The organism is Trueperella bernardiae (assembly GCF_001469025.1).
GTDB lineage: Bacteria > Actinomycetota > Actinomycetes > Actinomycetales > Actinomycetaceae > Trueperella > Trueperella bernardiae.
The window spans coordinates 1-24497 of the sequence record NZ_LNIZ01000002.1 but is presented as its reverse complement, the minus strand read 5'-3'; the positions used below and the strand labels follow the sequence as shown (position 1 = coordinate 24497).

Here is a 24497-nt window from a genome sequence, read left to right as displayed (position 1 = left end):
GTCGACAGTGACGACGGTCCGCCGTGGCCAGTTACGTCTGTGCCCCTGTGCAACATCGAAGTGACATAGGGGCACAGACGCGAGCGGCCGGCGTGATCGCTAGGCTAAACCTCATGGGATGTGCTTCGAGACCTATCGCGCCTCGAAGCCATGGTCGAGGAGCCAGGCCAAGGTCTGCTCCTTGTGCTTGAACACTGCCGTGTTATCGAGGATGCGCTCGCAGATGCTGCCTAGCTCGTCGCGGATGGCGGCGTCGATTGCGGCGCGGTCGGTGGAACCGGACAGGGCCTCCTTCGTCTCGTCGAACAGAAGGCGGAACGGTTCGAGGTCGGCTGGGAGGTCGGCGCCGGATTCGATCGCGTCCGCGATCAGCGCCAGCTCCGAGTCGAGGCGGCCGGGCAGGATGAACAAGCCCTGGGCCTCGATGAGGCCGATGGATTCCTGCTTGACCGCATGGAATTCGGGGTGGGCGTGAAACACACCCGCCGGGAACTCCTCGGTCGTAACATTCGACCGCAAGATGAGGGACATTTCGTATCCGCGTTCGGTGCGAATCACCGTGGGGGAGGTGGCGGAATGAACGCCCTCATCATCGCGGGCGATTATTCCTAGCTCCGGATTGGAGTAGGACACCCATGCGTCGTGGATCTTCTCGCAGACGGCTACCACGGTCTCCGCGTCCGGGCTGACCACCCGAATGGCGGTGTTGTGCCAGTCGAGGATCTCCACCCCGGCATCCGGATGGTCCGGGTCTTGGACTTCCTTCCACGTCTTCGCGGTGTGCATCGGCAGGAGCTCCCCGCCGCCCTGGTAGTGGTCGTGGCCGAGCACCGAGCCGCCGATCCGGGGCAGTGCCGCGTTGCAGCCGATGAACAGCGAGGGGTACTGGTCGACGAAGGAGATGAGCTGACGGAAGGCGTCGGCGTCCACGTGCATCGGGGTGTGAAGGGTGTTGACCGCGATGCCGTGCTCGTCGAGGTAGCCGTAGGGGGAGAACTGCCAGAACCAGTCCTCCGCGCCCATCTTCAGTGGCACCGTGCGGAGCGTGAACTTGGCCCGGCCCGCGAAGCCCTCGTTCTCGTGGCAGATCGAGCAGCGTGGGTAGCCGCCGGCCACCGCGTTTCCCGCCGCCGCTTTCTTCGGGTCTTTGAACTCGGGCTTGGCCTTGTTGATCGTGACGATCAGGCCGCGGGTTTCGAAGCGCGGGTTGCGGTCAAGCACCGCCCGGCGCACGTAGTTCGAGCGGATCGAGTACTCGTAGAGCCAGGCCATCGCGGCGTCCCCGCCTTCGGCGTCGCGCATCTGCGCGAAGCGCTCCTGTAGCTGGGAGGGGATGAGTGTGAGGTAGCCCATCGCCTGGTCGCAGACGGCGTCGGCCTGGTAGTCCTCGATGAGACCCTCGGCGGCCAGCGCCCCCGCGAACTCGGCCAGCAACGCGTCGGGCCGCACGTGCTCGGCCCCGCGCGTTCCGGTCGGCTCGTAGGAGTTGAGCCCGAACATGCCAAAGATCTGGTTGCGCGCCCAGTCCTCGTTGGCCGCCCCGAGCTCGAGGTGGGCCCGGGCGTAGTCGACTAGGGCGTCGATCGCTTCATACACGCGGCGCAGAGTCATTGTTCTTCCTCGCTTTCTAGCGCGCGGCGCACGATCGCATTCATTTCATCCATCTTCTTTTCGATGTCGGCTACCAGCGCCAGTTGGGTGCGGGCCCGCTCCAGGTTGTGAGTGGGGTGCTTCGTTGCGAAGTACACGTCGCCTTCAAGGTAGTCGGTGAGGAACCGCATGCCGCATTCAAGGGTGAGGAGCTTGACGGAGAAGGCTAGCAGCTCGGATTCTTTCTCCGTGATCGCGTCGCCCAGGGTGCTGACGAATCCGCGGCAGTACGCCTCGAATAGCTCGAGGTTGATCCCCATGTTGGCCGGCTCGGGGTCGTCCTCGTCCGTGGTGGCGGCCCCGGTGCGCAGTGCGTCGCCGAAGTCGTACAGCATCGAGCCGGGCATCACGGTGTCGAGGTCGATGATGGCCCGCGCCTCGTGCGTGGTGGCGTCGAACAGGATGTTGTTGATCTTCGTGTCGTTGTGCGTCACCCGGTAGGGCAGTTTACCGGTGCTGAGCCGGTCGGTCACCACGAAGCAGTCGAGTTCGCGCCGCATGTAATCGGCGATCTCGGCCCGCGCGCTCTCGGCCCGGTCGGCGATGTCGGCCTCCACGGCCGCCGCGAGGTTCGCGAACCGGCGTGGCGTGTCGTGGAAGTGCGGGATCGTCTCGGCAAGCTGGGTGGCATCAAAATCGGCGAGGTCCTTTTGAAACTGTCCGAATGCCGCGCCGGCGGCCCGCGTCACGCCCGGGTCGTCCACCACCGAGTACGACACCGTGTGCGGGATAAAGACGTACAGCCTGTACGCGCCGTGCGCCCCGGCGTCGTGAAACAGCTCGCCCTCGACCGTGGGGATCACGGTCAGGGTCTCGCGTCCCTTGGCGGCCACGAAGCGCGTTACGAGGTCGATGTTGCGCATGAGGCTGGCCGGGTCGCGGAAGATCTCCGTGTTGAGGCGTTGCAGGATGAACACCCCACGGCCGGCTTCCACCCGGTAGGTGTCGTTGATGTGCCCGTCGCCCCACGGCTCCAGGTGGGTCACCTCGCCGACGTCGAAGTGACCCAGCACCTGCTCCAGCACGTCGGGCTTGAGTTCCTTGGCGCCCATCAGTCCTCGTAGTCCTTCCACAGGATGCCCGAGCCCTCCAGCTCTACATCCACGCGCTCCCCGCCTGGCAGCGCCACGGTGGTTGCCTGCGGCTGGCCGGTGTTGTTCACGACGGCGTAGCACCGGCTCGCGGGGAAGTAGGCCACTTCGCAGTCGGGGTTGGAGCTCGACCATTCGGCGTAGTGCTCCTCCGCGCCGGCAACCCAGAACAGGATGCGCTCGAGCAGGCGGGCGTTCGTGGCTGAGTAGGGCAGGCCAGACAGGTACACGCCGCGGCCCTTCCCGTAATCGTTGGCGGCCAGCTGGACCTCGCCGCCTTCGGCGCGTAGCACGGCCGTGTCCTGGGAGATCGGGAACGTGTTCGTGATCGTCTCACCGAAATCGAGCGGGGCTTCGAACTCCGCCGTGATGAAGTGATCCTCGGTGGGCTCGGGCCAGTACTTGTCCACGTTGAGCGAGCGGTAGATCTCCTCGTCCACGCCCAGCACGTCGGCCAGCTGGAAGAAGCGGCCCTGCCGGTCGATCGCGGTGGGCTGGCCGACGCCCACGAAGCCCTTGCCGCTGCGCACCCACGCGCGGATCGCGGAGACGAGGGCGGGGTTGGCCCAGGCGTCGCCGCCCGAGTAGGAGGTGGCGGCGGGGCCGGCATTGATAATGACGTCGACGTCGTCGGGCACGCCGCCCTCGAGCACGTCCGCGAACGAGATGAACCGGACGTTCACGCGCATACCCGAGATTGCCTCGAGGATGCCGTAGTAGTTGCGGTTGTACTTGTTCGGCAGCGCGTGCGCGACAGTGAAACCCTGCCAGGAGCGCTGCTCGCCCCACGCGTCAAGGAACGCGACGGTTAACTGAGGCTGCGCGCCCACGCCGCCCGAGCGGTCGTAGATGTCGCGGAACTCGTCGGCAATGTGGGCCACGGCCTCCACGAAGGTCGGGAACTTGTTCGCCAGCGACAGGTAGCCGCCGTAACCCATGCGCTCCAGCGGGGAGCGCAGGATTGCGCGGCGGGCCTTGCGCCAATTGTCCCACGCCTCAATCGAGGGGTCTGCCCCGTCGTAGAAGCTGTCCGGGAAGAAGTAGGGAAGGAAGCGACCTTCGTGGTATCGCACGCCCTTGATGTCCGCGATCATGCGGGTGGTGGTGCCGTCGCCCACCGAACCCACGATCGCGTCCATGCCCAGGCCCGGGTATTCCTTCGAATACGGCTCGGTGCCGATCCACTGGTCGCCAAGGAACATCATGGCTTCCTTGCCAGCGGCGTGGGTCAGATCGACCATGTGCTTAATCATGTGCTGGACCGAGTGGAAGGTGAAGTCCAGCCAGTCGCGCTGCGGCTTGCCGGGGTTGACGAACGACGAGCCGTAGCTACCGGCGTCGACGAAGTCCTCCGGGCGCATCCGGTAGCCGTACTGTTTCTCGAAGTCAGCCAGCGCCTGAGCCGAAACGGTGACTTGGAATCCCGTCCAGTCCACGATCTTCTCGCGCCGAAGGTTGTTGAAGATCAGCGTGAACTGGTAGAAGAACGTGGTGAAGCGGACGACGTCGACGTGCGGGTTGTCCGCCAACCATTTCTCCAGGGTCTCGTACATGAAGTCACGGACCTCCGGGTGGCGCGGATCGAAGGCGATCTCGTGCTCCTTGTCCCCCCAATCGTTCGTGATGTGGTTGTACATCTGGACCGGATCCCAGATGACGTAGGCGAGGAACGTCACGGTGTACTCGTGCATCGAGGTGGCCCCGGTGATCGTGACGCAGTCCGTGGTGGCGTCGTAGCTCCACGACGCCGTGGGCAGGGTCTCGCCGGACGTGCGGTCAATGACCTCCCAGTACTGGGCCGGGTCGTCGTCGTGATTGACCTGGAGCTGCTCTTCAAAGTAGGTGGCCAGCAGCGGGATGGTGACGGATTCGCCCTCGGCGAGGGTGCGCTCCGAGAGCAGGTAGACCTGCGGGACGTACCTCATTTTGCCGACCATAAACTCGTTATGGCCACGGGTGGGGAAGTAGGCCGAGTAGACGCGCTTGCCCAAGTCCAGGACGTCATGGTCAAGCTGCGTGCCGTCTGAGTTGCGGACGGCGTCAGCGCCCCAAAGTTCGGCGAGTTTCTTAGATTCTTCGAAGAAGTTTTCTTCGGTCGGCATGGTGAAGCGGCCGTGTGACATGGTTTCTCCGTGAGGTAGTAGTAGGTGGGTGGTGATCAGCCCTTGACCGCGCCGGCCGACAGACCGGACTGCCAGTAGCGCTGCAGTGCAAGGAAGAGGATGATCAGCGGGACGACGCCGAGCAGGGAGGCCATCATCATCGGACCATACTGCGGGTTGAAGTACGAGGCCATGCCGTACAGACCGAGGGTGATGGGCTTGAGTTCCTGGGAGGAGATCATCAACTGCGGCAGGATGAAGTTATTCCAGGTTGCCACGAAGATGAACAGGAAGATCGTCACCATCGCCGGGGCCAGGATGCGCAGCACCATCGTGAAGAAGATGCGTCCCTCGCCGGCGCCGTCGATGCGGGCCGCCTCGATCAGTTCGGTGGGCACCGATGACTGGACGTAGACCCTGCCAAGGAACACGCCGAAGGGTGAAACCGCGCAGGGGATGATGATCGACAGCATCGTGTTGTCCAAGCCAAGGTTCAAGAACATGATGTAGATCGGCACCGAGAGCAGGGCCACCGGCATGAGCAGGCCGGCCATGATGGTGCCGAGCGCGGCGTTCTTGAACGGGAAGTTGAACTTTGCGAGCGCGTAGCCGGCCATCACCGAGGTGATGGTGCCGATGAGCGCCGCAACCGTGGAGTAGATGAAGGAGTTGCCGATCCACCGCCACAGCAGGCCCTGGGTCCAGCCCACGAGCGAGTCATAGTTGGCGGAGATGGCGGCGGGCAGTGACGGGTTCGCCGTCGTGTCGTTGTGGGAGGCGAACCACAGGCCGAACGTGGTGGTCAGCTCGGAGTTCGTTTTCGTGGAGGCGACGATCATCCAGTAAATCGGGAAGATGAAGTACAGGAGGAAGATGATCATGAACAGGGCGGCGATGACCTTCGAGGTGATCTTCGGTGCGAAGGTGCGGGTGGGGACGCCCTCGATTGAAGGGGTGTAGGTTCGCCCGTCGGGGAGCGCGGCTGTCTTAGTCATTTCCATTCACCTTCCGATCCGTCAGGAAGTAGATCACGGCGAGGACACCGGCGATGATCGCCATCATGATCGCGATGGCGGACGCGGGGCCGTCACCCGAGGGCGTGATGTATCCCTTGGCCGTGTTCAACGCCATCATCAGCGGCGTGTAAGCCTGGCCCATCCAGGTGTTCTTCGTGGCAAGGACGGCGGGCTCATTGTAGAGCTGAATGGTGCCGACGATCGACAACAGGATGGCGAGCAACGCTGCTCCGCGCACCATGGGGATCTTGATGTGGCGCACGATCTGCCAGGATGATGCGCCGTCGACACGGGCTGCTTCGTACAGGTCGCGCGGGATGGCCTGCAGGGCTGCGAGGAAGATGAGCATGTTGTAACCAGCGAACGTCCACGTGGTCATGTTCGCCATGGAGGCGAGAATGACGTTGCTGGAGAAGAAGTCGATCGGGAATTCCACGCCGATCGCGTCAAACAGTGAGTTCAGGGGCGAGACTGTCGGGGTGTAGATGTACATCCAGATGATGGCGGCCACGACGCCGGGAACGGCGTAGGGCAGGAAGTAGGACAGCCGGTAGATGGTGACGTGGCGGAGGATCAGGGAGTCGATGAGGAGAGCCAGGACCAGGGCCAGGCCGATCATGATCGGTACCTGGAAGAGGGTGTAGAGGATGACTCGTCCGATGCCGGCCCAGAACACGTCGGAGCCGACGACGTAGGCGAAGTTGTCAAACCCGACGAAGACCTGCTGAGAATCGCCGCCGCCGAAGGCGCCGCCGCCGACCACGCGGGTCTGGAAGAAGGCCTTGTAGATGGAGACGAAGATTGGGATAACGAAGATAAACGTGAAGAGTGCAGCAAACGGGGCCATGAAGAGCCAGCCGGTGCGGGCTTCGTGTGCCTCGCGCTTTGTGCGCCGATGCTTGTGCGTTGTGGCTGGAGGTTCCTTAACGGTTGTAGACATTATTATTTTTCCATCCGTTTCTGCATCCCGTTCTTTTGCTGTGGGGGCACCTTTCGGCGCCCCCACAGCAAAAGAACAAGTGTTCTTACTTCACCGTCAGGCCGGCGTTTTCGATGGCCTTCTTGGCGGTGTCGGCAGCCTGGTTGAGCACGTCAGCCACTGAGCTGGACCCGCTGCCTGCGGCGGCGGCGTTCTCACCGAGGTTGCTCCACACGGCCGACCAACCCGGGATGTAGAGGAAGGGCTTCATCGCGTCGTTCGCGGTGGCGAACTGGGCGAGTACATCCTCATCGCCGTAGAAGGAGGCGTACTTGGGGTTGGCGGGCTTGTCGGCCGCGGCGACCACGAGACCCTGGGAGGCGAGGTCGTCAACCTGGGTGTTGAACCAGGCGTTGAACTCCATGGCCTGCTCGGGGTACTGGCAGGTCTTGGACACGACGACGCCGGAGCCGCCATCGGGGCCGGTGCCGCCGCCGTTGCCGAAGTCGGGCAGCTGGGCGATGGACCACTTGCCGACGTTGTCGGAGCCGGCCATGTCGTCAGCGAGGAGCGGGGCCTCCCACGCGGCGCCGATGGTGCCGATGATGGTGCCGTCGTTGAGCTTGGACTTCCAGTCAGCGCCCCAACGCTCGATCACGGGCGCAGCCTTCGCGTCGAGCAGCTGCTGCCAGAAGTCGGCGACGGCCGAGGTGCCCTTACCCGTGACGTCGATCTTCCAAGAATCGCCGTCGATGGCGAACCACTGGTCGCCAGCAGCCGCGGACAGTGCCGGGAAGATCGAGCCGGCCTCGTCAGTCTGGAAGGTGGCAATGTACTTGCCCTTCTCGGCTGCCTTCTTGGCGGTGTCGATGAACTCTTGCGAGGTGGTCGGAACGTTGAGGCCAAGCTCCTCGAACGCGGCCTTGTTGTAGTAGTAGACGAGCGGGCCGGTGTCCTGCGGCAGGCCGAAGTACTTGCCGTCGAGCTGCATGGAGCCGAACGGGCCATCACCGAACTTGTCGGCGTACTTCGTGGCGTACTGCGTGACGTCCTGGACGAGACCGCCGACGTAGAGCTCGGCTAGATCGGCGTATCCGGCCTGGAAGAGGCAGGCCGCGTTGTTGGCCGAGACGTCCGTCTGGACCTTCTTGATCAGGTCGGCCGGGGCGCCGTCGAACTTGGTGGAGGTGACCTGGATGTCGGGGTGCTCCTCGTTCCAGCGTGCGACGATGTCAGCGACGGGGACCATGCCTTCGCCGTCGGGCAGGCGGTGCAGGTACTCGATGGTGACGGGTTCACCGGAGGCGGAGGTTTGTGATCCGCCGCTGGTGGGCGTGGTGGTGGACTCCGAGCCGCCTGCACCGTTTGAGCAGGCGGAGAGGATCAGGGCGCCCGAAGCAAAGAGGGCTCCGACCTTAGTGATTGACGAAAGTTTTGTCATGTTTCCTCCCCCTTGAGGATTGTTGTGTCGTGGTGACGAGATTCGGGTTCCGAATCAGTATTGGCACATCGCCTTCGGTGCGCCTCAACTGACCTCGAGCTTAACACACTTCATCCACGCAGTGTGCAATTTGCAAAATAATAACGATATGGTTTCGCCAAGTTGGAAAAAGGCTCGTAGGAGGATACACTGATTCTAGAGCGGATACCACGGCTCAAGGAGGAGTTTAAGTGGCGAAGAATCCTGCGGTAAGCACCGACTTGCTAGACACCGCATACGGAATGATCAAGTCAGGCGTTGCCCGGCGTCGATCGGATTTGGTGCACTCGATGGGGATTTCGTCGTCGACAGCGTCGAACGTCGCCCGCAGCCTCATCGAACAGGAGCTGATTAAGGAAATAGAATCGAACAGGTCCACCGGCGGGCGGCCGGCAAAGATCCTTGTCTCAATCGACACCGCCGAGGTGGTGGCGGTGGCAGAGGTCGGCGCCCACCACCTGCGCTTCGGCATCATGGACTCCATCCACCCGATGCGCGAACCGAAAGAGATCGTCTTCGATTCCCCTTCGCCGCCCGAAAAGGTGATGGCCACCCTGGTCGAACGGTGGAATCAGCTACGAGAGGAGCACTTCGCGGAGTGCAAGATTGGCGCGATCGGCCTGTCCGTGGCCAGCCCGGTGGAAGCGATCACGCGCAAGCTCGTCCTACCCGCCCGCATGCCCGGCTGGCACGGGGCGGACCTGTGCGGGATCCTCAATGAGATGACGGGCCTGCCCGTATGGGTGGAAAACGACACGCGCGCATGCGCGGTGGGGGAGCTGCCCTACGTGTCCGCCGATTCTTACATCTACGTCAAGGCGGGTACCGGCATCGGCGGGGCGGTGGTCATCAACGGCGAGCTCTACCAAGGCGCGGGCGGCTTCGCGGGAGACATCAGCCACGCGCGGGTCGATCCCAACCTCAACAACCTGTGCGCCTGTGGGCGCATCGGGTGTCTGGAGGCGGTGGCCTCGGGTGCCATGATTCGCGAGCGGGCGCTGAGTGCGGGCCTCGACCTCGGCGACCGCCCGATCGTCGACGCCGTGCTTAACGACATGCCAGAAATCAACCCGTACGTGCGCCAGTCTGGGGAGCTGATTGGCCGGGCTTTGGGGCCGATCGTCAACTTCATTAACCCCGGCGCGATCTACGTGGGAGGTTCGCTCGCTCAGCTGGGCGTGTTCATGAGCTCCCTGCGTGCCTCGGTGTTTGATACTGCCAGCTCCACCGCCAGCCAGGATCTCGTCATTGACATCGCACCCAACGGCGCGAACGCCCCGCTCATGGGCGTGGCGCGGGAGGCGTTCAAGCTTATCGGATCCAACACTAGCCATCTGAAGTATCGACCTAGGAGGCATGAATGATGCGCGTGGGAATCGACGTCGGCGGCACGAAGATTGCCGTCGGCCTCGTTGACGGTGGAAACATCCTCGCCAAGGAAAGGTTCGCCTCCTATCCGGGGGCGCCGCAGTCAACGATCGCCGACATGGCACGCGAGGTTAAGGCCCTCGTCAGCGCGCACGGCCTCGGCCTTGACCAGATCGGCGGCGTGGGTGTGGGCTTCGCCGGCACGGTGGACTCGGACGCCGGCGTCGTGCGCACCTCGGCCAACCTGCGTTGGACGGACGTGGACGTCCGCACGCCGCTATCCTCAGCGCTTGGGCTTCCCGTCCGCCTGGTCAACGACGCCGACGCCGCGGCTTGGGCCGAATACCGATTCGGCGCGGCGCGAGGGTATGACTCGGTGGTGGCCATTACGGTGGGCACCGGGATCGGAGGCGCGCTGATCTTCGGCGATCGGGTGCTCGAGGGCAGGCACGGCCTGGCTGGCGAGCTCGGGCACTTCACCTACGAGCCGGGCGGACTGCCGTGCGGGTGCGGACGTGTGGGGTGCTGGGAGCAGTACTGCTCGGGTAGCCGGATGAACGCGCTCGCGGCTGAACGCCTGCCGGCCACGAACGGGCTGGCCACGGCCCGCGACGTCGATCCCCTCGCGCTCGCGGGGGACCCGGTGGCGCTGGGAATCTTTGAGGAGATCGGCACGGCACTGGGTGCCGGCATGGCCTCGCTTGGCATGATCTTCGACCCGGACCTCTTCCTTATTGGCGGCGGTGTGTCCGAATCGGGGGAGCTGCTGTTGGAGCCGACGCGCCGGGAGTACACCCGCCAGATGGGCCTGGGCGGCTTCCCGTGTGCGAAGATCGTTGCGGCCTCCCTCGGCAACGACGCGGGAATCATCGGCGCGGCCGACCTCGGCGCAACCGCGCGGTGACCGTGGGGTGGTCGAGGGTCCCCGGCCGCAGCCGGGGACCCTCGACCACAGCCGGAGACCCGCGGCCGACGCAACTCAGGAATCTGGGGCCTGCCGGGCGCGTATAGCGATCGGTGGCCGGTATGTTCACGTGAAGTGTCGGGGCAGGCCGGCAGAGCGCGCGGGATTTCCGGGCGGCCGCGGTGAAGCGGCCTGCGGGGACACTCAAACTCAGAGCCTACGCCCGCCCGGCAACACCCGGCCCCGACCCAGCAATAGCCGACGTGACTCGGGCCTGCACGCCGTCCACCAGCGGGAAGTGGCAGGCCACAAACTGGTCGTTGCCCTGCCCTGTACGGAGCTTTCGCAGCGCCGGCTCCTGCGCCGCGCAGATGTCCTGGGCGAAGGGGCAGCGGGTGCGGAAGCGGCAGCCGCTGGGCGGATCCATCGCGGAGGGGGTCTCGCCGTCGATCTTGAGGCGGGAGACCTCCTCGGTGAAGGCGTCCTCGATGCGGGGGACGGCGTCCACCAGCCCCTTCGTGTAGGGGTGGAGTGGGCGGCGGGCGACGCTGTCGGCGTCGCCGTACTCCACGATCTTGCCCAGGTACATGACGGCGATGCGGTCGGACATGTACTGGACCACCGACAGGTCGTGGCTGATGAACACGTAGGCCAGCGAGTAGCGCTGTTGCAGGGCCCGCATCTGGTTAAGCACCTGAGCCTGAACGGAGACGTCGAGGGCGGAGACCGGCTCGTCGCACACGATCAGCCGCGGGTTCAGCGCGAGCACGCGGGCGAGCCCGATGCGCTGGAGCTGGCCGCCGGAGAATTCGTGCGGGTAGCGGGAAAGGGCGTCGCTTGGTAGGCCGATCTGCTCCACGAGGGCGGCCACACGGTCGTGGCGCTGGGCGCGGGTGCCCACCTTCTGAATGTTGAGCGGCTCGAGAATGATCTCGTCCACCCGCATGCGCGGATCCATCGCGGCGGCGGAGTCCTGGAACATCATCTGGACCTGGGCGTGGAACTTCTTCCGCTCCTTACCGCGCAGGCCGCAGAGTCGCACGCCTCCCACCTCGATCTCGCCTTCGGAGACGTCGTCGAGCCCGGCGATGAGCCGGCCGAGCGTGGACTTGCCGCACCCGGATTCGCCGACCACCCCGAAGACCTCGCCCTCGTAGATGGTCAAGGAGACGTCGGAGACAGCCGAGACGGTGCCGATCTTGCGCCGCACGAGCGAGCCGCCGTAGGCGGGGAAGTTGCGCGAGACGTGGCTGACCTGAAGAATCGGCTTGCTCTCATCGAGAGCATCGTTGCGCGACACGGACCGTAGCTCGTTGGTAAGCGGCTTGCCGCCGGGGAAGTGGCAGGCCACCTTGTGGCTGCCCTCCCCGAGCGTCGGTGTCACGGTGTGGCACACGTCCTGGGCGAAGGCACAACGCGGCGCGAACGGGCACCCGGTGACCTCCTCGGTGATCTCCAGCGGGGAGCCGGGGATCGAGTACAGCTCGGCGTCGGCGTTGTGGGCGCGCTCGGGTAGTGCAGCGAGCAAGGCGCGCGTGTACTGGTGGCGCGGGTTGGTGAACAGCTCGCGCGAGGGGGCCTGCTCCATCACGCGCCCCGAGTACATGACGGCCACGGAGTCCGCTCGCCCGGCTACCACCGCGAGGTCGTGGGTGACGAGGATGACGGAGGAGCCGAACTCGTCCTTGACGTCGTCGATGAGGTCGAGGATCTGCATCTGGGTGGTGACGTCGAGGGCGGTGGTCGGTTCGTCGGCGATGAGGAGCTTGGGCCGGCAAATGAGGGCCATGGCGATCATCGCGCGTTGACGCATGCCACCGGAGAGCTGGTGGGGGTAGTCGCCGACGATCTTGTCGGGTCGGGGCATCCCCACGCGCCGCATGATGTCGATGGCCGCCTCGTAGGCCTCCTTCTTCGACGCCGAGTGGTGGACGCGCAGCGGTTCGCCGATCTGGTCGCCGATGGTCATCGTGGGGTTGAGGGAGGTCATGGGATCTTGGAAGATCATGCCCACCTCGGTGCCACGTAGGCGACGCAACTCGGCGTCGTCCATCCCCACAAGCGCCTTGCCGTCCAGGGTGATCTGCCCGGAGGAGACGTACCCGTTGGAGGGTAGGAGGCCCATGAGGGCGAGCGCCGTCATGGTCTTTCCGGAGCCGGATTCGCCGACGATGCCGAGGGTCTGCCCGCGTCCGACTGTCAGGTTGACGCCGGACAGCGGCTGAACCTCGTCTTTTCGGCGGGGGATGCGAACCGAGAGGTCCTCGATTGATAGCAGGGTATCCATGTCTACCTCTTCCTCAAGCGCACTTCGAAGGCGTCACGCAGGCCGTCGCCAACGAAGTTGAAGGCAAGCACCAGGACGATGATCGCGATACCGGGGGGAAGGATCAGCCACCAGTTGCCCGAGTAGACCTCGGACAGGCCGGAGGAGAGCATGCCGCCCCAGTTGGCTGCGGGCGGCGGAACGCCCAGTCCGAGGAAGGATAGGTAGGCGACGTACAGGACGGCGTCGGCGACTTGGAAAGTGGCGTTGACGATGACGGTACCGATGGAGTTTCGCACGATGTGGGTGCGCACGGCCCGCCCCGGGGAGCCGCCCATGCCCTTCATGGCGAGGATGAACTCGCGCGAGCGCAATGCGATGGAGTCACCACGGACCATGCGCGCCGGGTTGAGCCACGCGAACGCGGAGATGACGAGCACGAGTAGCGGGACTGTGGGGGTGATGATCGTGGCGATCAGCATGAACAGGAATAGCGCGGGGATCGACATGAGGGCGTCGACGAGGCGCATCATGACGGCGTCGACCCAGCCGCCGATGAAACCTGCCGCGGCTCCCCAGAGGGTGCCGAAGGCGGTGGCGAGCAGGCCGGCGCACAGGCCCACGATGAGGGAGGTCTGCCCGCCGAGCATGAGACGGCCGAGCTGGTCGTAGCCGACGGAATCAGTGCCGAGCGGGTGGCCGAGCTCGCCGGGGGCGAGGTAGGCGTGTGCGAGGTCGGTGTGGACCTGATCGGTGTGGTAGATCAGGGGGCCAACGAATGAAAAGAGAATGAGGGCGACCACGAGGCACAGGCCGAGGACGGCGAGCTTGTTCTCGAAGAAGACGGCTATGCCTTGGCGTCCGATGCCGAGTTGGCGCCGTGCGTGCGTGGCGTCGCCGACGACGACGGCAGCACCGCCGGATCCACCTCCGGCAACGCCGGCACTGTGGCTCGAGGAACTGCGGCTTGAGGCGGGGGCGCCGGCCACCGCGTCGTTGATGGACTCACTCATTTGTCACCTCCAGAAAGTCGGACGCGGGGATCGGCCACGGCGTAGAGAATGTCGGCGATGAGGGCGCCGATCACGGTGGCGAGGGAAACGATGAGGGTGGAGGCCAGGAGGATGGGGTAGTCGCGGGTCTGGGTTGCCTGCCAGAACATGAGGCCCATGCCGGGATAGTTGAAGAGCTGTTCGACCACGAGCGCGCCGGAGAAGAGGGCGGGGATGTACATGCCGAGTAGCGTGATCACGGGGAAGAGGGAGTTGCGCAGAGCATGGCGGATGGTCACGCGCGAGGGGGAAAGGCCTTTGGCCTTGGCGGTGCGGATGTAGTTTTCGTTGAGGTTGTCGACCATCGTGGAGCGCACGTAGCGCGTGAACGCGGCGAGGGCGACGACGGCGAGGGTCACCACCGGCAGGATGAGGCCCTTCCATTGGCTGAGGATCTCGGCGACCGTGAAGCCTTGCGGGGCTTGCGGGGGAAGGATTGGCCACCACTGGGAGAAGACCACGATGAAGATGATGCCGAGGAAGAACAGCGGGGTGGCGTAGGCCAGGAGCGCGATCCCAGTGATGGCGTAGTCGACCTTGGTGTTGCGGTAGACGGCCTGGATGGCGCCGAGTGGGATGGAGATGATGACGGCGAGGGTGGTGGCGAGAAGGCTCAGCAGGATGGTCTTGGGCAGGCGCTGGAGGATGACGTCGGCTACCGGCTGGTTGAGCCGGAAGGAGTATCCGAGGTCGCCGCTCAGGAGGCGCTGGACGTAGAGGCCGAACTGCGTGAGGAAGGGCTGGTCGTAGCCCATCTGCGCGTTGTAGGCATCGATCTGCGCCTGCGTGGCATCCAGGCCGAGCGCGGATCGGGCGGCGCCGCCGGGAAGAAGATGAAGAAGGAGGAAGGTCAAGAAGGTCACGATGAGCATGACCGCGAATGCCTGACCGAGCCGTTGAAGAATGTATCGCCACATAGTTGCCCCTCGCGGGCCGGCTGGCGAAAGCCAGCCGGCCCGTCAGCGTGTGTTACTTACGTGTCCAATCTTGGGGGTACATGCCGAGCATCGGATCTTGCGGATCGATCCCGGAGATATCCGACTTGTAGGCCGAGACCCGGTTGACCGGATTCGGCATCCACAGGACGGGCAGGTCTTCGGCAAGGAAGTCGTTGTAGTCCTTCATTGCCGACTCGTCGGAGGAGACGAGGGTGGCGTCGATGAGCTTATCCGCCTCCGGGTTGGAGTAGGCGCCGAGGTTAACCGGCGCGCCGGTGGCGAACAGGCGCTGGCCCGAGGCGAAGGGCGGGTAGTACCAGGAGCCTTCGGAGCCGAAGAAGGATAGATCCCATTCACAGTTGGGGTCGTCCTTCTTGCACACCTGCGAGACGGCCACCGAGTCGGGAACCTCCTGGATCTCCAGCACGATGCCGAGCTTGCCGAACTGGGACTTCAGCTCCGCCATCATGTCGTGGGTGGCGGTGAAGCCGGACTGGGAGATAAGAGTGAAGCGCATTTCTGCGCCCGCCTCGATTCCTTCGCCGCACTGGCCGGCGCCGGTGCCGGGCTTTTCACAGGTGGTCACGCCGTCGGGGTTGATGGCCCAGCCGTGATCTTCGAGCAGTTTTCGGGCGGCGTCGGGATTGAAGGAGTAGGCGCAGCCCTCGGTGGTGCCGGCGGCGCCGGGCTCCTGCGGGACTGGCCCGCAGGTGGGGGCCGCCATGCCCTTCCAGATGACCTTGGAGATGGTCTCCTGGTCAATCAGTTGCTGCATGGCTTGGCGCACGTACTTCTGGGCGAAGATCGGCCCGGACTTGGGGTGGTTGAAGTTGAACGGCATGTAGGTGATGGACCAGCCGTACCACGGGGAGACGGTGTAGCCCTGACCTTCGATGTAGTCCCGCTGGGAGATGTTGCCGGCGGGGATGTAACCGTAGTCGATGCCGCCGGCGCGCAGGGTGTTGAATTCGGCGTCGTCGGAGGTGAAGGGCTTGTAGATGACATGGCTGAAGGTGGCCGGGTCGGTGCCGTCGTAGGAGTCGTTGGCGGCGAGCTCGACCTCGCCGGACGGCGTGTAGGAGGTCAGCTTCCAGGGGCCGGAGACGGTCTGCCACAGGGCGTTGCTGGCGTAGTTGGCCGGATCCTCGGCGGCGCTACGCAGATAGGCATAGATGTCCTTGGCGTTTTGCGGATCGGTAAAGTCGACGATCTCGCCGTCGTCGGAGGTCTTGGCCCAGGCGTGTGCGGGCATGGGCCGCACGGAGTTGAGCTGGTTGCCCACGAAGTAGCCACCGGAGAAGGGCTCGGTGGTGGTGATGGTGAAGGTCTTGTCGTCGACGATCTCGAAGCTGGTGACGTTGTCCGGGAAGCCGCCTTCGCGGTAGGAGGCCCAATCGGCCTTGTTGTTGAGGACAAGGTTGTACCAGAAGTCGATGTCCTTGGTGGTGAGCTTTTCGCCGTCGGACCAGGTGCGATCTTTGAGGGTGATGGTGTAGGTCAGCCCGTCGTCGCTGATCTCGGGGATGTTGGCGATGGAACGCTTTTCGTCGATGTTGTAGGCGTGCTCACCGTCGAGGGTGAAGGAGTACATCGAGGGGTAGAGCATCTCGATGAAGATGCCGTTTTCGCCCTGCGTCTTGCCGGGGGCGGAGATGGGGAAGATCCACGTGGGGGTGTCCATGGCGACGGTGACGGTCGATCCGTCACCGGCGGCGGAGCCTGATGGATTGGTGGCGCCTGAGGGCGTGGACGAGCTTCCACTGCCGCAGGCGGACAGGAGCAGGGCGACGCCTGCCACGGTGGCGACGATGCTAGCTCGCCGTGATGCGCGGGTCATGTGTGCCTCCTTTGACTCACGTTTTGTGCCGTGTGGCACAAACCCTGGGATTGTTTCCAAAATAGCAGGATGTGATCCAGAGTGTGGGGTTTTTGGAAAACCTCTTGCCAGTTTAGAAAATCAATTGCGTTGTTTGGATCTTAGTGGTGATATAGGAAACACAACCGTCGTCGATGAAGTGAGGCATCCATGGCTAGCGAACAGGGTTTTGCTACTGTGAGCCCCGATCTGCTTGAGTCCGCCTACCGGCTCATTCGCGCAGGCGCGGCCAAGAACCGTTCGGACCTGAGCGAGAAGCTCGGCGTGTCGTCGTCGACGGCGTCGAACATTGCCCGCTCGCTGGTCAGCCAGGAGCGCGTGCGCGAGGTGGAACCCGCCTCCCCCGCTCGCGGCCGGCGCTCCACCCAGCTGGAGAGCATCGCCCCGCCCGTGCTCGTTGCGGCCGCGGAAATCGGCACAAGCCACATCCGTTACGCGCTCTCCGATCACGTCGGCCCGATCGTGGAGGCGCAGGAGGTGCCGATCGACCTCGCCCCCGGCCCGCGCCCTGTCCTCCAACGCCTGGTGGACCTGTGGCGCGAACTGCGCGACCGCGAGTTTCCCGGCGCCGACATCCTCGCTGCCGGCATCGCGGTTCCCGGCCCGGTTGACGCGAGCACACGGCGCATCGTCTTGCCCTCGCGCATGCCGGGGTGGCACGACGCCGACGTGCGTGCGATCGTTGCCGAGCTGGCGGACGTGGATTGCGTGGTGGAGAACGACGCGCGGGCGGCGGCGCTTGGCGAGGCGAGTGTGCGCGGCCCGGAACACCAGCCACTGCTCTACATTAAGGCCGGTTCCGGGATCGGCGGCGCGCTGGTGATCGACGGCAAGATTTACACGGGCGGGATGGGCATCGCTGGCGACGTCTCCCATGCGCGCGTGGTGGAGGATTCGCCGTTTGTGTGCGGGTGCGGGAAGTCGGGCTGCTTGGAAACCGTGGCGTCGGGCGCGGCAATTCGCCGGGACGCGGCGCAGTTCATGGAGCTGGGCTCGATGGCGGAGCTGGTGGAGGCGGGCCAGAATCAGTTCCCGCACATCACCCAGCTGATCCGCAATTCGGGGATGCTGGTGGGTAAGGCGCTCGGGCCGCTGATTAGTTTCGTCAACCCCTGTGACGTGGTGGTGGGCGGGGCGATGAGCGAGCTGACCGCTTTCATGAACGCGTTTCGGGTTTCGCTGCTGGGCTCGGCGGTGCCGATGGCGACGGAACGGCTACGGATCGAGGCGGCGAGCCTGGGCGCGAATTCGGCGCTGACGGGGATAGCCCGCAGCGCCCATGACCTGGTGGTCAGCGCTCCGGTGCAGTGACGGGAGAGATTATGGATAACACGTTTGAACATCGAACCGGCCCTGCAGACTTGGCCGCCCGCACCACCTACCCGGCACACGAAGTGCCGCAGTGGTTCACAGAGGCTAAGCTCGGCTTCTTTATCCACCTGGGCATCTATTCGATGCCGGGTTGGGCCTACCGGCGCGAGGCGGGCCGCAAGACGCCGCCCGAGTTGGCTTACGACTATCACGAGTATGCGGAGTGGTACGCCAATACGGTGCGCATCCCTGGCTCGCCGTGTGCGACGTGGCATGAGGAGACCTTCGGGGTCGGCACCAGCTACGAGGACCTCGCCTTTCGCTTTGCGCCCTCGCCGGAGAACGTGGCCAACCTGGTCGCCACGTTGGTGGCGGCGGGCGGGCGCTACATCGTGCCGACCACGAAGCATCATGACGGCTTTTGCCTGTGGGACACGGCAACGACGCCGTTTTCCTCCGTCTCGCGTGGTGGCCCGGACGTCATCTCCGTGGTCGCGGACGCCACCCGGGCGGCCGGCGCCCGGCTCGGCCTGTACTTCTCCGGCGCACTCGACTGGCACGTGTCGCACCTCCCGCCCATCCGCTCGGACGAGGACCTTTTCGCCTTTCGTCGCAATGACGAGGCCTTTGCCCGCTATGCCGCCGGCCAGCTGAGCGAGCTGATCGACCGCTTCCATCCGGACCTTTTGTGGAACGACATCGACTGGCCCGACGCCGGCAAGGGGCCGGAGGAGTGGGGTTTGTCCGCCATCCTCACCCGCTATCTGGCCGAGCATGAGGCCACGATCAACGACCGCTGGGGGATCCCCTTCCATGGCTACCTGACCCGCGAGTACACGCAGGTGGACGAACCGCTTCCGGAAATGTGGGAGTCTACTCGCGGCCTGAACCGCTCGTTTGGGTACAACCGCAACGACAACCCCGCCGACCGGCTCAGCGGAGCCGAGGCGGCCTGGCTACTCGTCGACGTCGCCTCCCACGGCGGCAACCTCCTGCTCAATGTGGGCCCGCGCGCCGACGGCTCGCTCGACCCGTACCAGGCCCGCGTGATTGCCGAGCTCGGTGAGTGGATGAGGACCTACGGGCGCTACATCTACGCCTCTACGCCCGGGCCTGCGCCCTTCTCCCTGCTCACTCCGGGCGCGACGGCCTATTTCGTCCGCGAAGGCGAGGCCGCCGGCTCGGCTGGCGCCGCCGACCTTGCGCGCGCCTTCTGGCTCGCCCCGGACGGTAGCCGTATCCCGGCGTCGTGCCCGGCGCCGACCTCCTCTTTCCCCGTCGCTCTCATCGTTGAAAGGTAAGTCATGCGCATCGCAATCGCAGGTATCCACATCGAGTCATCCACGTTCTCGCCGCAGCCGGCGGTGGCGGAGGACTTCGAGATCACGCGCGGTGAGGAGGTGCTGGGGCGCTACGGCTGGATCCACGAGACGTGGAGCAAGGCGGTGACGTGGCTTCCAATCTTCCACGCGCGAGCGTTGCCCGGTGGCGTGCTGGAGCGGGCCACGTATGAGGTATGGAAGGCGGAGATCTTGGACGGGCTCGCCGTCCTTACGGACCAAGCGCCGCTTGATGGCTTCTTCTTTGACGTCCATGGCGCCATGAGCGTAGCGGGGCTCGACGACGCCGAGGGCGACCTGATCACCGCGATCCGCGCCGTGATCGGGCCGGAGCCGATGGTCTCCCTGTCCACAGATCTGCATGGAAATGTCTCCGAGGCGCTGTTCGCGGGGTGTGACCTGCTGACCACCTACCGGGAGGCCCCGCACGTCGACGCCCTCGAATCCCGCCGACGCGCGATGAAGAATCTCGTCACGCGCTTGCTGAGCGGGCTGGGCAAGCCGGCGAAGGCGCTGGTGCACATGCCTTTTCTTTTGCCGGGTGAACGCACATCCACTCGCCTTGAGCCGGCCGCTTCCCTCTATGGGCGCATTCCGCATCTGGAGGCGATGCCGGGGATCCTGGATGTGGGTTTCTGGATCGGGTTCGCCTGGGCGGACCAGCCGCGGTGCAAGGCGGCGGTGGTGGTCACGGGCGATGACCAGGAGCGGGTGTCCGGGGTGGCCCGTGATTACGCGCGGGAGATCTGGGCCCGCCATGAGGAGTTTGGCTTCGTGGCGCCGGTGGACTCGATGGACGGCTGCTTGGAGTGGGCGCGGACGGCCGCCCGCCCGACCTTCATCTCCGACACGGGTGACAATCCGGGTGCCGGCGGCGCTGATGACGTCACCTTCGCCCTCTGGCGTCTCTTGACCTTCCAGCCGGTGGCGGCCGGCGAGCTGTCCGCGATCTTTGCCTCGATTCACGACGCCGCCACGGTGGCGCTCGCGGCCGAGGCGGGCGTGGGCGCCCGGATCGAGGTGCAGCTCGGCGGGAAGATTGACGCCCGCGAGCCGGGCACGCTGGCCCTGAGCGTGCAGGTGGAGAACCTGGCCGTCGACCCGCGGGCGGGCGAGGTCGCCGTGTTGAGGCCGTTGGGGGAGGGCGGGCCGAGCGGCGCGGTCGTCGTCGTGACGCAGAACCGCATGCAGTACGCCACCGAGGAGGCGTTTACGATCGCGGGGCTCAAGCCGCGCGAGGCGGACGTGGTGGTGGTGAAGATCGGTTACCTCGAACCTGACCTGTATGAGATGGCGGCGGCGTGGAAGATGGCGCTCACGCCGGGCGGTGTGGATCAAGATTTGGTGCGGCTGGGTCATTCGCGCATCGACCGCCCGATGTATCCTTTTGATGAAGGTTTTGAGTGGGAGGCACAGGTCACGTGCTAGAGATTGCAGTGCAGGACGCCGCGGGCGCGCGGATTGCGCGGGAGGAGGGCGCCGACCGGGTGGAGGCGTGCAGCGCCCTGGAGGTCGGGGGCCTGACCCCGTCGCTTGCGATGGTGGAGGCGTGCGTAGTGGAGGGCATCCCCGTTTGCGTGCTCGTCCGTCCGCGCGCGGGTGACTTCGTTTACGACGACGCCGAGGCCGCGGTCATCGCCAACGACGTGCGGTGGGTGGTCTCCCGCGGGGCCGCAGCCGTGGTGGTGGGCGCGTTGCGCGAGGGGCCTGCGGGCCTTGAGCTGGACGTGGCGCGGCTGCGCCAGTGGGCCGAGGTGGCCAGGGAGCGCAACCCGGAGGTGGACGTGGTGGTTCACCGGTGCGTGGATGTGCTGTTTGGCGCCGGGGTCGGCCCGGCGGAGGTGGCGCGCCAGCTGGCAGAGGTGGGCGGCGTGACGCGCGTGCTGAGCTCGGGCGGCAAGTCCCGTGCCGGTGACGGCGCTCCCGTGCTCGCGCAGTTGAAGGCCGAGTTGGATCGGCTGGGTGCGGGTGTCACGGTCATGGCTGGCGGGGGCGTGGCCCTGGAGGCGATTCCTGCCCTGCGTGAGGCCGGGGTCGAGGAGTTTCACATGTCGGCCCGCCGCCAGATCCCTACGGGCCCGACCGGCCCGGGTGGGGGGCAGAGCGTGCGGTCGGTGACGGACGGGGAGCTGGTGCGGGCGGCCCGCGCCGTGATCCGCGGGGCGCAGGTACACGGCGACTAAAGCGGACTGGACGGTTGTGGGGCGATCTTCGTTTATGGTGAGGTCGCCCCACAATCGTCCGGGTTTTCTTAATTCGCGGCCGGTTGAACCGGCCAGCGGCCCGAACCGAGATAAGCCAGCCTGGGCTCGTAGCGCGATCGATGAGGGGCGCGAGCTGTCAGCGCCGGTGTGACGCGGAACGCACTATATCACCTGTTATTAGTAAGGGTTTCCCGTGGATTCAGTGCCCTGTTTGGTGTGTGAGATGTCGGACAGGGCTCTGAGCTGTGATTTTGTCCGTTTTGACGGCAATGCTGGATCTGCGACGGCGGCACTTAGTATACTGGAATCAATCCAGCGCTAATTTCATGCGCATGGCTATCGTATGGTTTTGTGGGGGAGGGGGCTCTCAAGGCGAGTCTTTTGGTTGCCACAGGTTGCCCATTAGGCAAGTGATTCACGATTCTACTGATGTACGCACCGATTGGGCAGTGAACGAGCTCAATTCGAATCCAAATTGAGAGGAAGGAGAGATTTGTGATCTCTCGGATAGTAAGGAAGGCGATGGCTGTCGTAGGCACAACGGCAATCATCGCTACCGGGCTTGCAGGAGGGGGGCGCCGTAGCGGCCCCCGCTCCTGACGGTTCCGGTGGAACTACGGCCGTACGGTCGACTGGGACGGCGATCGAGTCGACGGGGAAGGGAAATGCTCCCTACACCGTGTCGGGCACGACGCGTTTCATCGAATCCTACGCATCGAATAACACCGGTTTTGAGTACACCGGACCCATCGAGGGTGTGAAGGTCTACGTGCAGTGGCGAGAGGGCGCCGGCAACGCTGACTTCCCCTACAGCTACTCCCCGATCTACTACTCCACTGCGGACGCTCAGGGTAACTTCTCGATCGACATGAAGCCCTACTTTGATTCGATCGGGCGCGTGCGCTACTTCGAGGGGCGGGTCGACGCCGGCGCCCCCGGCACGAAGGATCTCGCGGGCAACGACTCGCGCCTCGGTTGGTGGGAGAAGGTTCGCATCTGGGCCGAGCTTCCTGACGGAACCAAGGCCGATTACCGGCTCATCAACCACTACGCAACGTCGTGGCTACCCGCTGATCCCACGCTTGATAACACTGTGATGGCGACCTGGGATTCCGGAAAGTCCTCCATCCGCGGCGTCTACATTAACTATGCCAAGAACACGGACAACGCCCTGGCCAAGCCGGATCGTAATGATTGGGCTGTTTCCGGCGAGGGTAATAACGTCGGCAAGGGTCTTGATGGCTCTGTTGGCGGAACCGTGTTCTGGAACGCAAACGTTCCCAACGGCGCCATAGACTTCTCCACGTCGATGCTCTACCAGGGCGGAGCGGACTACCCGCTCTCTGGAATCACGATCCAGGGATCTTACCTCAGCGATGAGGCGGTCGCCGCGATTAAGGTGCACGCTGCTGCGGCCTTCGCGGGCAAGACCCTGCGTGGAAACGGCTGGACCGCGACCGACGAGAACTCGCTGCAGGCCTGGATCAGCGAGCAGATTAAGGCTGATCCCACTTGGGTTGCAGAGACCGTCACCGCAACGACGGGCGCGGACGGGAAGTACCAGCTGTACTTCCGTGGCATCTACGGAAACTCGGCTAACGCCTGTGGCATCACTGGTGATAAGTGTCATAAGTTGGCCGACTCGTGGGACACGGGCTCGTTCCTGAACGGTAACCTGCAATCCAAGCACACCAACTGGGACTGGATGTACGTCGCCCCGGTTGATCTTCCGAACAACGTTGGCGTCATGTCGCCGTGGTCGATCCAGCGCTGGCAGCGTGTCGATGGGCGCGGAACCTGGAACGGTGCCAACTTCGGCCAGGTTGGATTCGCCGTCGGCGGCACGATCGACAGTGTGACTTTGGCGGACATCCTTCTGTCCCCGGCGCCACTCGAGTTCGACGTCGTCAACTACGACACCCAGCTCAACCCTGCCGCGCCTGGCGACACCGCCAAGACGTACACCGGCGGCGTGCTGACGAACGAGAACCTCACCTACGACATCGTCTGGACGGACCAAAAGGGAAACCAGGTCCACGAGTGTACGGGTCTCACGCCGGACACGAACCTGAGCCTTGCCTCGTGTGACTACCAGGTCCCCGCCGACCTGGCCGCCGACACGGTCTACACCGCCACCCTGTACGGCGTGAACGATGGTAAGAGGGGTGCGTCTCTCGGTTCGGACGCTTTCCTCGCCACGCGCGGCACCGAGCTGCCGTGGGGCTCGAAGTACTCCGACTACGATGAGGAAGCACTTCCCAAGGCACCGGACGGGACGACCCTCTCTGGGCTCACCGCTGACGGCCTGCCTGACGGCCTGAGCATGGATCCCGACACCGGCAAGATCACGGGCAAGCCGACCGAGACCGGCCGCTTCCTCGTGAAGGTGACTGGAAACGCTTCCGTTCCGCGCAATGGCGCCGACCCCGTCGACGTCCGTCTTGCGCGCACCTACATCGTCGTTGTCACGGACACCCCGCTCATGGCGGGCGTTCGCGGCACCGAATACAACCAGGAAGTCACGCCGACCGGATTTGAGGACTCCGGCTACACGCTGGGCGAGATCAAGTCGGTGGACAACCTGCCCGCGGGTCTGACTTATAACGCAGACACGAAGACGATCACCGGCACTCCGACCGAGATCGTCACCGCTGACGAGCAACAGCCGAACGTCACCGTCACCTACACCGTGACGCGCGAGACTCCGAATGGGACGGAAACCAAGGACGTTACGGATATTGTTCCGTTGCCGGTGGTTGCCGGCGACTCGGATGGCGATGGGGTTCCGGATCCGGCTGATCCGGATAACCCGAAGCCGGGTGAGGATCAGTGCCCGGATACGCCGAAGGGCGAGAAGGTCGATGAGAATGGTTGTTCGCTTGCTCAGCTGTTCGAGCCGGCTTACGCCGATTCGACGGTTGAGGCTGGTAAGACCGCCACTGTGACCCCGACCTTCTCGAAGAAGGACACGGATGGCACG

The 24497-nt window shown here is 64.7% G+C and carries 17 protein-coding genes; 7 read left to right on the top strand and 10 right to left on the bottom strand.

What is annotated here, in order from left to right:
• Positions 1–132: 132 nt before the first annotated feature.
• The 6 genes from AQZ59_RS02140 to AQZ59_RS02115 all read right to left on the bottom strand — a co-directional run bounded on the left by AQZ59_RS02140 (position 133) and on the right by AQZ59_RS02115 (position 8219).
• Positions 133–1611, bottom strand: a complete 1479-nt coding sequence (locus tag AQZ59_RS02140; RefSeq protein ID WP_062612737.1) for a galactose-1-phosphate uridylyltransferase — start codon at positions 1609–1611, stop codon at positions 133–135.
• Positions 1608–2702 (bottom strand): phosphotransferase enzyme family protein, encoded by a 1095-nt coding sequence (locus AQZ59_RS02135; protein WP_062612735.1) that lies wholly within the window; start codon positions 2700–2702, stop codon positions 1608–1610. Before AQZ59_RS02135 ends, AQZ59_RS02140 begins: the two co-directional genes overlap by 4 nt.
• On the bottom strand, positions 2702–4864 hold the full coding sequence (gene gnpA / locus AQZ59_RS02130) for a 1,3-beta-galactosyl-N-acetylhexosamine phosphorylase (protein ID WP_062612734.1): 2163 nt from the start codon (positions 4862–4864) through the stop codon (positions 2702–2704). The genes AQZ59_RS02135 and gnpA overlap by 1 nt, the downstream gene beginning before the upstream one ends.
• A 35-nt stretch (positions 4865–4899) precedes the next feature.
• Entirely contained in the window at positions 4900–5838 is a 939-nt protein-coding gene (locus AQZ59_RS02125) for a carbohydrate ABC transporter permease (RefSeq protein ID WP_062612732.1), read from the bottom strand.
• On the bottom strand, positions 5831–6799 hold the full coding sequence (locus AQZ59_RS02120) for a carbohydrate ABC transporter permease (RefSeq protein WP_062612730.1): 969 nt from the start codon (positions 6797–6799) through the stop codon (positions 5831–5833). Before AQZ59_RS02120 ends, AQZ59_RS02125 begins: the two co-directional genes overlap by 8 nt.
• A gap of 85 nt (positions 6800–6884) precedes the next feature.
• On the bottom strand, positions 6885–8219 hold the full coding sequence (locus tag AQZ59_RS02115; protein WP_062612729.1) for an ABC transporter substrate-binding protein: 1335 nt from the start codon (positions 8217–8219) through the stop codon (positions 6885–6887).
• 230 nt (positions 8220–8449) lie between these two features.
• Between AQZ59_RS02115 and AQZ59_RS02110 the strand changes: the two genes are divergently transcribed.
• On the top strand, positions 8450–9622 hold the full coding sequence (locus AQZ59_RS02110; RefSeq protein WP_145989883.1) for an ROK family protein: 1173 nt from the start codon (positions 8450–8452) through the stop codon (positions 9620–9622).
• Complete coding sequence (locus AQZ59_RS02105) at positions 9619–10530, top strand: ROK family protein (RefSeq protein ID WP_062612725.1); 912 nt, start codon at positions 9619–9621, stop codon at positions 10528–10530. Before AQZ59_RS02110 ends, AQZ59_RS02105 begins: the two co-directional genes overlap by 4 nt.
• Before the next feature lie 217 nt (positions 10531–10747).
• Here AQZ59_RS02105 and AQZ59_RS02100 read toward each other — a convergent pair whose 3' ends face one another.
• The 4 genes from AQZ59_RS02100 to AQZ59_RS02085 are packed head-to-tail and all read right to left on the bottom strand — an operon-like array spanning position 10748 to position 16623.
• Positions 10748–12817 (bottom strand): ABC transporter ATP-binding protein, encoded by a 2070-nt coding sequence (locus AQZ59_RS02100; protein ID WP_062612723.1) that lies wholly within the window; start codon positions 12815–12817, stop codon positions 10748–10750.
• A 2-nt stretch (positions 12818–12819) separates the two neighbouring features.
• Complete coding sequence (locus AQZ59_RS02095; RefSeq protein ID WP_082661088.1) at positions 12820–13809, bottom strand: ABC transporter permease; 990 nt, start codon at positions 13807–13809, stop codon at positions 12820–12822.
• Positions 13806–14765: an ABC transporter permease gene (locus AQZ59_RS02090; RefSeq protein ID WP_062612721.1), complete on the bottom strand. Its 960-nt coding sequence runs from the start codon at positions 14763–14765 to the stop codon at positions 13806–13808. Before AQZ59_RS02090 ends, AQZ59_RS02095 begins: the two co-directional genes overlap by 4 nt.
• Before the next feature lie 52 nt (positions 14766–14817).
• A complete protein-coding gene (locus tag AQZ59_RS02085; RefSeq protein WP_062612718.1) occupies positions 14818–16623 on the bottom strand; it encodes a peptide ABC transporter substrate-binding protein in 1806 nt (601 codons plus the stop codon).
• A gap of 189 nt (positions 16624–16812) precedes the next feature.
• Between AQZ59_RS02085 and AQZ59_RS02080 the strand changes: the two genes are divergently transcribed.
• The 5 genes from AQZ59_RS02080 to AQZ59_RS02060 form a co-directional block, all read left to right on the top strand.
• Positions 16813–17973, top strand: coding sequence for an ROK family protein (locus AQZ59_RS02080; protein ID WP_062612716.1), 1161 nt, complete (start codon positions 16813–16815; stop codon positions 17971–17973).
• An 11-nt stretch (positions 17974–17984) separates the two neighbouring features.
• Positions 17985–19274: an alpha-L-fucosidase gene (locus AQZ59_RS02075; RefSeq protein WP_082661087.1), complete on the top strand. Its 1290-nt coding sequence runs from the start codon at positions 17985–17987 to the stop codon at positions 19272–19274.
• A 3-nt stretch (positions 19275–19277) separates the two neighbouring features.
• The gene (locus AQZ59_RS02070) at positions 19278–20741 is read left to right on the top strand and encodes a M81 family metallopeptidase (RefSeq protein ID WP_062612712.1); all 1464 of its coding nucleotides are present in this window, start codon (positions 19278–19280) and stop codon (positions 20739–20741) included.
• A complete protein-coding gene (locus AQZ59_RS02065; protein ID WP_062612710.1) occupies positions 20735–21496 on the top strand; it encodes a copper homeostasis protein CutC in 762 nt (253 codons plus the stop codon). Before AQZ59_RS02070 ends, AQZ59_RS02065 begins: the two co-directional genes overlap by 7 nt.
• Positions 21497–22196: 700 nt before the next feature.
• A partial coding sequence (locus tag AQZ59_RS02060) for an Ig domain-containing protein (RefSeq protein WP_201783134.1) occupies positions 22197–24497 on the top strand: 2301 nt, incomplete at its 3' end.